The 6,573-nt window shown below is 26.7% G+C and carries 8 protein-coding genes and 3 pseudogenes; 4 read left to right on the top strand and 7 right to left on the bottom strand.

The window, feature by feature from the left end; all coding sequences use genetic code 11:
- From CAMP5063_RS07950 to pseF, 6 genes and pseudogenes are all read right to left on the bottom strand, one after another.
- Window positions 1-238, bottom strand: a pseudogene (locus tag CAMP5063_RS07950) (UDP-4-amino-4,6-dideoxy-N-acetyl-beta-L-altrosamine N-acetyltransferase); the annotation flags it as partial.
- The gene (pseG, locus tag CAMP5063_RS07945) at window positions 235-1,059 is read right to left on the bottom strand and encodes a UDP-2,4-diacetamido-2,4,6-trideoxy-beta-L-altropyranose hydrolase (protein ID WP_263659985.1); all 825 of its coding nucleotides are present in this window, start codon (window positions 1,057-1,059) and stop codon (window positions 235-237) included. The pseudogene CAMP5063_RS07950 and the gene pseG, both read right to left, overlap by 4 nt.
- A complete protein-coding gene (locus CAMP5063_RS07940) occupies window positions 1,056-1,769 on the bottom strand; it encodes a WbqC family protein (RefSeq protein ID WP_263659986.1) in 714 nt (237 codons plus the stop codon). The genes pseG and CAMP5063_RS07940 overlap by 4 nt, the downstream gene beginning before the upstream one ends.
- A complete protein-coding gene (locus tag CAMP5063_RS07935) occupies window positions 1,766-2,440 on the bottom strand; it encodes a class I SAM-dependent methyltransferase (RefSeq protein WP_337195134.1) in 675 nt (224 codons plus the stop codon). The genes CAMP5063_RS07940 and CAMP5063_RS07935 overlap by 4 nt, the downstream gene beginning before the upstream one ends.
- Window positions 2,441-2,442: 2 nt before the next feature.
- The gene (locus CAMP5063_RS07930; RefSeq protein WP_263666015.1) at window positions 2,443-3,129 is read right to left on the bottom strand and encodes a class I SAM-dependent methyltransferase; all 687 of its coding nucleotides are present in this window, start codon (window positions 3,127-3,129) and stop codon (window positions 2,443-2,445) included.
- Window positions 3,120-3,821, bottom strand: coding sequence for a pseudaminic acid cytidylyltransferase (pseF, locus tag CAMP5063_RS07925; RefSeq protein ID WP_337195133.1), 702 nt, complete (start codon window positions 3,819-3,821; stop codon window positions 3,120-3,122). Before pseF ends, CAMP5063_RS07930 begins: the two co-directional genes overlap by 10 nt.
- A 62-nt stretch (window positions 3,822-3,883) precedes the next feature.
- Here pseF and CAMP5063_RS07920 point away from each other — a divergent pair, with 62 nt between their 5' ends.
- The 4 genes and pseudogenes from CAMP5063_RS07920 to CAMP5063_RS07905 all read left to right on the top strand — a co-directional run.
- Window positions 3,884-5,125: a DUF2920 family protein gene (locus CAMP5063_RS07920; protein ID WP_337195132.1), complete on the top strand. Its 1,242-nt coding sequence runs from the start codon at window positions 3,884-3,886 to the stop codon at window positions 5,123-5,125.
- 21 nt (window positions 5,126-5,146) lie between these two features.
- The gene (locus CAMP5063_RS07915; protein WP_337195131.1) at window positions 5,147-5,896 is read left to right on the top strand and encodes a hypothetical protein; all 750 of its coding nucleotides are present in this window, start codon (window positions 5,147-5,149) and stop codon (window positions 5,894-5,896) included.
- Between the two features lie 8 nt (window positions 5,897-5,904).
- Window positions 5,905-6,066, top strand: a pseudogene (locus tag CAMP5063_RS07910) (DUF2920 family protein); the annotation flags it as partial.
- A 143-nt stretch (window positions 6,067-6,209) separates the two neighbouring features.
- Window positions 6,210-6,287, top strand: a pseudogene (locus tag CAMP5063_RS07905) (DUF2920 family protein); the annotation flags it as partial.
- On the opposite strand, the gene CAMP5063_RS07900 reads toward CAMP5063_RS07905, so the two are convergent.
- Window positions 6,280-6,513 carry an acyl carrier protein gene (locus tag CAMP5063_RS07900; RefSeq protein WP_133319959.1) on the bottom strand — a complete coding sequence of 78 codons (234 nt, stop codon included), beginning with the start codon at window positions 6,511-6,513 and terminating at the stop codon, window positions 6,280-6,282. The pseudogene CAMP5063_RS07905 and the gene CAMP5063_RS07900 sit on opposite strands and share 8 nt — an antisense overlap.
- Window positions 6,514-6,573 lie beyond the last annotated feature (60 nt).

Raw genomic sequence — 6,573 nt, 5'->3', positions numbered from 1 at the left:
CACAAGAAAGTTTAGTAATATTGATAAAATCAATCACGCCTATGATATTTTTATCATCATATACTAAAAAATATTTTTTAGTTGCGTTTGTTTTTAAGCTAGATAAAAAGTTTAAATGCACTTCTAGGCTAATATTTTGCGTTTTCATAAATTTAGTAATGCTTTCATCATTACGCCATTTTAAAACAAGCTTAATTTCTTCTTGAGTCAAATGGATAAAATCTTTTAAAATTATCATATAAAATTCTCCACTTCATAGCCTTTTTTAGCAAGCCATGTTGCAAGTTTTTCTTGATTTTTAGCATAAGCTATGGCTTTAAAATTTGCTTTTAAAATTAAAGCTTCATTTACCAATGAGCTTGCGCTAATGATGAGTTTTTTGCTTTCATTCATCAATCTTGCAAGATTAGATTGGTCAATGAGAATTTGTATATTAGGGTTTTTTTGGCTTAATTTTCGAAGTGAGTTTAGATGAGAATTTGCTTTTGTGGTAGCTATGATGATAGTTTTGTTTTTGTTAAGTTTGTTTGCTATATCAAAAGAAATATTTTTTGGATCACTTCCTCCTATACAGATAAAATAATCATAAATTTTTTCTCTTTTTATCTTGCTTTCTTGGTAAAATTCATCGCGTATTAGAGCATAGGAAAAGCCACATCTTAATTCACAATATTTTGGCACTAAATTCTCATAATCACTTTCTTTAGCATAAGCATTAACATTTAGTAAAATGTCACAAAAATGTTCTTTTATCTCATCATCAAAACTTAGAATTTTAACCCCTGTTTCTAGCTTGATGAGTTTTTCATCATCTGCAGTAATTTCATAATGATCAATAATCAAAAGATCAAATTTTTCTTTTTTGATGAGATTGATTAGCTCATATACACTAGCACTTGTTAGCTCATATACAGGATAAGGAATTTCATCTATCAAAGAACCTTCTAGAGCTAAACATGCAAAAGATACATCATGATATTGCTTAGCTAACAAAAGATCTCTTTTGATATGTCCGTGTCCTATGGTGCTAGAACTATCACTTCTAAAAAGAACTTTCATGTATTATGCTCGTTAATTTTGATACATTCTTGAAATTTTGCACAAGGCTCTTTTTCATTAAATAAAAAATCTAAAATTCCTAAATAAGCTATAAAATTTGCACCCAATTGAGTATAGGTTGGATGGATAAAATCAAAATATTCAATTTTTATATTTGCATTTTTAAAAATTTCTTTTGCTGTTTCTTTTTCAAGATAGTTTTTTGAACCTTCTGGGGAAAGGTAATGATCAGCTTTTAGTATTTGGCAAATTTCAAGTAGTAATTTTTCTTTTTTTTCATTTTTTAAATTTAAAGAAGAGCTTTGCAAAATGGGTGTTTTGATGCTCAAATGCTCGCAGTAAATTCTGATTAGCTCCATGTTAAATTGTACTAAATGTGTGTGTTTAAATAAGACTTTTTCTAAGATATTGTAGTATTTATTAAAATTAATACTTTTAGAGTAAGCATGATGAATAGTTTTTAAAAATTTAATTTTCCATTTATCATCTTTATCAAATAATATATCCTGAAGTAATGTTTTTTGTGACGCTTTTTGTAAATTTAATCCCAATAAAAAGGTTTTATCTTGTAGTTTAATTTTATTTCTATTTTGCCATGATCTGCGTTCAAATTGCACATTATCCAAAAAGACAAAAGTATCAACACTTTGTATCATATATATATAGCCAAGCCATGGATTAAAGGTTGGCTGCATGATAGCTATTTTCACTTAATTTTTCCATAAATTACAATATCGCTATCATTAACTAATCTTTCATCTTCTCCCATGATATTGGTATTTTCATAAGTAAGTACTTTAAAATCATGTAAATTTAAATATTCTTTTAAAATTTCTACAAGTTCGTATTCTTGATATAGAGTATTAATACATCCAAGCTCTCCTGTAGTATTATCATTTGTGATTTTAAAACAATTATGAGCTATTTTTTCTCCATAACCATATCTATAATCTTTTATGCTTCTTGTTCTTAAAAAAAACAAAGCATTTTCTTTATACATAGAATTTTCTTTAGAAATTTTTAATAATTTTAAAAAATCTTCTTTCAATAGATAGTTAATCACATTGGGAATCATAAAAATATCTGCATTAATATTTGGATTTTTTAAAGGAAAATCTAAGATATTATCATGAAAAAACTGATAGTTTTTACATTGAATTATTTCTTTGAAGTTATAATTAGCATTGCTGATACTTTCTTTGCTTAAGTCAACTCCGATACACTCATAATCATAATTTGCAAATAAAGAGAGATTGTTGCCATTAGAACAGGCAAATTCTAAAACTTTTTGGTTGCTTTTTTGATGCAGTCCTTGTTTGAAAAAAAATTTAATCACGGCTAAATCTGGAAATTTTAAGCCTTTTAAATTTTTTAAATACATTTTTACTCCTTAGTGATTTTTCCATATATAATTATATCGCTATCTTTGATATAAACTTTATTTTTTATATTAATATTTTCACTTGTGATAACTTCAAAATCATATAAATTTAAATTTTCTTTTAAAATTTCCACAAGTTCATGTTCTTGGTATGCTGTGCAAAGACAATTTTTTTCGCCACTAAATTCATCATAGCTTAAAATAAAACTATCATTTTTTAATTTTTCTCCAAGCCCATAGCGATGATCTTTAATACTTCTTGCTCTTAAGAAAAAGTGAGCATACCCCCCCCCATTTGCTTGATAAAGATTATTTTGTTTTGCACTTTGTAGTAAATTTTTAAATTCATCTTTAGTAATGTAATTAATAACATTAGGTATTAAAAATACATCTGCATTTATATTTTGATGATTTTTAGCAAAATCAAGCATATTTTCATTAAAAAAACTTGCCTTTTGATAATGCATAATTTCTTTAAAATTATAAATAGCGTTTTCATGATTTTGTTTGCTAAGTTCTACACCGATACACGCATAATTATAATTTGCAAATAAAGAAAGATTATTGCCATTATGAGAAGCAAATTCTAAAACTTTTGCATTTTTTAAAGTGTCAAGTTTGTTTTTAAAAAACCATCTTACAAGTTCCATATCAGGATATTTAAAACCTTTGATTTTATTTATAAACATTTGTTTCTTTCATGGAATTGATACAATATTTTAGCAAATTCTAAGTCTTCAAAAGTGTCAATATCGCAAATTTTATTTCTTGGAAGTAAAAAAGCTTTAGAATGAGATTTAAACATAAAATCTTCTTCTAGCCACGCTTCTTTTTTGCCAAAGTAAAATGCACCACCATCATGGTAAGCTTTAGTAAGATCTTGTGAGCGTTTATCGTAATTTGACTCATCAAACATATAAACTTTATTTTGATCATTAAGGTAAAAACCTCTTTGTATAGGATATTCAAACTCGCAAGCTGAAAATAAAAATTTACATTCTTCTTGACTAAATTGTTCAAAAGCTTCTTTTAAGATAAACTCATCTATAAGTGGAGCAGTTGCGTATAAGCAACACACATTTTCATAGATTTTACTTTGTTTTTCTAGAGTGATGATGGCATCTTGGATTACAGCGGTTGAACTTGCATAATCATCACTTAGTTCTTTTTTACGCACAAAAGGAGCCTTAGCACCATACTTTAAAGCCACTTCTATGATCTCATAATCATCACTTGAAATAATTACATCATCAAAAATACCCGAATTTAAAGCACTTTCTATGCTATAAGCAATCAATGGTTTTCCCAAAAAATCAATAATATTTTTTCTAAGAATACGCTTAGAACCACCGCGTGCAGGGATAATACAAAGATTTTTCATGATTTCTCTTTAAATTTATAAAAAAGTAAGTATAATTGAATTTTTATTTTAAAAGGCTTAACATGCTCATAAATCAAACTTATTTTATAGACTCTTGTGATGATGTAGAATTAAATATAAAAAGAGAAAGTAAATTAGAATTTCAACTTATATATGATGATACAAAAGAAATTCAAGCTATAATGTGTATCATTCAAGGACTTGGTGCTGATATAAGAGATCCTGTTTTAAAATTTAATATGGAGTATTTTGCATCAAAATACAATGTAGCAGTTTTGAGTGTAAATTATCATGGTATAGGTAATCGTCCTCAAACTGGAGCACAATGGTATTTAGATGATATTGATAAACTTATTTTTGATGCAAGCTTAAAAGCTATTGACATAGAAATTCCTTATGATATATCAAAACTTAATACTTTTGAAGAATTTCATCCTGCTATGGAATATCTTAATAAAGAAATTCAAAAAAAGAAAGACGCTTGGGATTTTGATAGAGATTATTATTTAGATTTAAGTGTGAGCTTAAAACTTACAAATGATGAATATCAAAATTATGGTATTATGCAGACTATAGATATTCTTAATGTTTTGCTTTATGTAAAAGCGAATATTTTTAAAAATAAAGATTTAAAAACCATTGTAGTAGGGGTTTCACATGGTGCTTATATGGGTATATTATCTGCAAAGATAGCTCCGTGGACTATAGATGCAATTATTGATAATTCTTCTCATGTGACGCTTGATGGAGATGCTTGGAGATATATAGGTTTTGGAAAAGAAGTTGATTTTACTCAGTATTTTTGTTTCGGAACTTTTCACTATTTTAATAATATTAGACTTTGTGCTTCTGAAAAAACACTATGGACTACAAACAAACAATCTCCTTATTATTTTTCACCTGCCAGAAAACTCATTAGAGAAACACTAAATAAAGATCATATAAACACACAAGCAAAATATCCAAATCCAAAACACATTACTTATCATTCTAAATTTGATCAATATGCTCCATTAGAAGAAAAAGAAGAATATGTTAATATCTTAAAAGAACATGGACTTGATGTTGAATTTATAAAGGTTGTAGATGAAAAACAAATAGATGGTAAGTTTATTAAAAATCTAACTCACGGTATGGGTATACCTATGAAACTACTTATTAAAAAACACTTACCACAAATTTTACAAGAGCCTTTAAAAGATAAAACTTGTAAAAAAGAAATCTCATACAAGTGTGATGATTTAATATATACTTTTAAAGAGGAAAATGAGCAAATATTACTTGATGTGCAAAAATTAAACTAAAAGATGCAAGAAAGGAAAGAAATGAAAAATTTTTTTAACTCATTACAAGATAAAGAATTTATTTTTGCGCCACAATGCTATAAAACATGCAATGGCGGATGCTGTCATAATATTCATGCGCAATATTTTAAATTTAATAAATCTAGTGCGGTGATATTACCTATGCTTGAAGTTGAATATCTTTCGCTAAAGCAAGCCGGTAATACATATTTAGAAAATGGAAAAGTCAATACCTTTACTTTAAAAAATGGAAAAAAAATCAATGCTTATTTTGCAAAATGTGATTTAAATGGACTTTGTAATCCTCATAGTCTTAGACCTTTGATATGCAAGCTTTATCCTTATTATCCTCAGGTTGATTATGATGGAAATTTTTTAGGGGTTAAACCTTGTGCGTTATTTGATATTTTTTATAAAGATGCTCAAAAGCATTATTGTACTATAACCCATAGAAAAAATGATGAGTTTTTAAAGGAATTTGAGCAAAGCACACAGGCATTAAGAAAGGAACCTATAATGATATTTGTGTTTAAGGTGCTTGAAGTAGTAGAAGAAACTCTTAAGCAGTATACTTATGATCATTATGGAAAAGTAATTTATCTTGAAGAATTAACACATGAAGAAAAATTTGATTTTTTTGCTTTTCAAGAGATTAATTCTATGACTATGCAAGCATATAGAAATGAAAAATTTATTGACAAAATTCAAGATATATATGATAATTTAGAAATGCGATATCAAGAGCATTTTACAAAGTATTTTAATGATTAGAGAAAATTATGCTTAAAAATGAAACTTATTTTATAGACTCTTGTGATGATGTAGAGTTAAATATAAAAAGAGAAAGTAAATTAGAATATAGAATTACTTATGATGATAGTAAGCAAATGAAAGCTATTGTTTTTATTATAGGAGCATACGGTTCTAATGTCAATTTTCATTTGTAGATATACAAGAAATTGATGGTAAGTTTATAAAAAAAACTCGCACATGGAGGTGGAATAACAGTTAAAGCTTTATTTGGCAGGGAATTACCAAAAATGCTTGAAAAATTTAAGGATAAAATTTCACTCTAAGAGAAGATAGTATAAGTTATCCTTGTAAGGATAAAGTTTTTACTTTTAAAGATAAAAGTGATAAATTTGTGCTTGAGATTATATAACTTCCTCAAGCATATTTTTAATTGTAGAAAAATCCTCAAAATTATCCGGAGTGATATATTTAGCATCTAAATTTTTTCCTATAAATTTTTCGATTTCAAGTATTAATTTCATCATATCAATACTATCAATAATATCATCATCCACTAAATTACGACTATTTTCATTTATATCACTTCTGTTGATTGCATTAAACATTTTTTGAATATCTTCAAAGTTAATATTCACATCTAGCTCCTTATTTTTTAGTTATAATAATACTTAAAAAATGCAAATATAAGGCTTAAC

Origin of the sequence: Campylobacter sp. RM5063 (genome assembly GCF_024723655.1) — a bacterium.
GTDB classification, from domain to species: Bacteria; Campylobacterota; Campylobacteria; order Campylobacterales; family Campylobacteraceae; genus Campylobacter_D; species Campylobacter_D lari_D.
Note: the sequence above shows the minus strand (reverse complement) of the source record. Positions and strands in the feature narration are given on the sequence as shown.

Excerpts from the sequence above, each read along its gene's own strand:
- pseG (WP_263659985.1), bottom strand. The coding sequence starts at position 1,059 with ATGAAAGTTCTTTTTAGAAGTGATAGTTCTAGCACCATAGGACACGGA.
- CAMP5063_RS07935 (WP_337195134.1), bottom strand. The coding sequence starts at position 2,440 with ATGTATTTAAAAAATTTAAAAGGCTTAAAATTTCCAGATTTAGCCGTG.
- CAMP5063_RS07930 (WP_263666015.1), bottom strand. The coding sequence starts at position 3,129 with ATGTTTATAAATAAAATCAAAGGTTTTAAATATCCTGATATGGAACTT.
- pseF (WP_337195133.1), bottom strand. The coding sequence starts at position 3,821 with ATGAAAAATCTTTGTATTATCCCTGCACGCGGTGGTTCTAAGCGTATT.
- CAMP5063_RS07920 (WP_337195132.1), top strand. The coding sequence starts at position 3,884 with ATGCTCATAAATCAAACTTATTTTATAGACTCTTGTGATGATGTAGAA.
- CAMP5063_RS07915 (WP_337195131.1), top strand. The coding sequence starts at position 5,147 with ATGAAAAATTTTTTTAACTCATTACAAGATAAAGAATTTATTTTTGCG.